Genomic DNA, 404 nt, shown 5'->3' on the forward strand with positions numbered 1-404 from the left:
TGCACTTATTCTATCAGATCTTCATATAGGTAAAACAGCTCATTTTAGACGGCATGGTATTCCAATGCCAGATGACATTCTACAAAAGGATTTAAGACGTTTAAAGGAGCTTATAAATCATTTTAATACTAGGAGATTAATAATTGTTGGAGATTTATTTCATGCTGAAACCAACAGTGATATGGATACATTTAAAACTTGGTTAATGCAATTTGATGACTTAAGTTTGGTTCTTGTTAAGGGTAATCACGATAGACAATCTCAGCGATTAATGGATGAATTGAACATTCATGTTGAATCCACGCTAATTATTGATCCATTTATATTTGTTCACGATCCAAGTGGTAAGACAACGAAGAATTTTACTTTTTCAGGTCATATTCACCCAGGTGTTTTATTAAAGG

General features: G+C 32.4%; 1 protein-coding gene. It reads left to right on the forward strand.

Annotated elements, in window-relative coordinates:
• Window positions 1-404, forward strand: a 404-nt coding sequence (locus J1C54_RS16445) for a metallophosphoesterase (protein WP_229150055.1), incomplete at both ends; no start/stop codon positions are given.

The sequence above is a fragment of the Alcanivorax sp. 1008 genome, from assembly GCF_020667895.1.
Taxonomy (GTDB): domain Bacteria; phylum Pseudomonadota; class Gammaproteobacteria; order Pseudomonadales; family Alcanivoracaceae; genus PGZG01.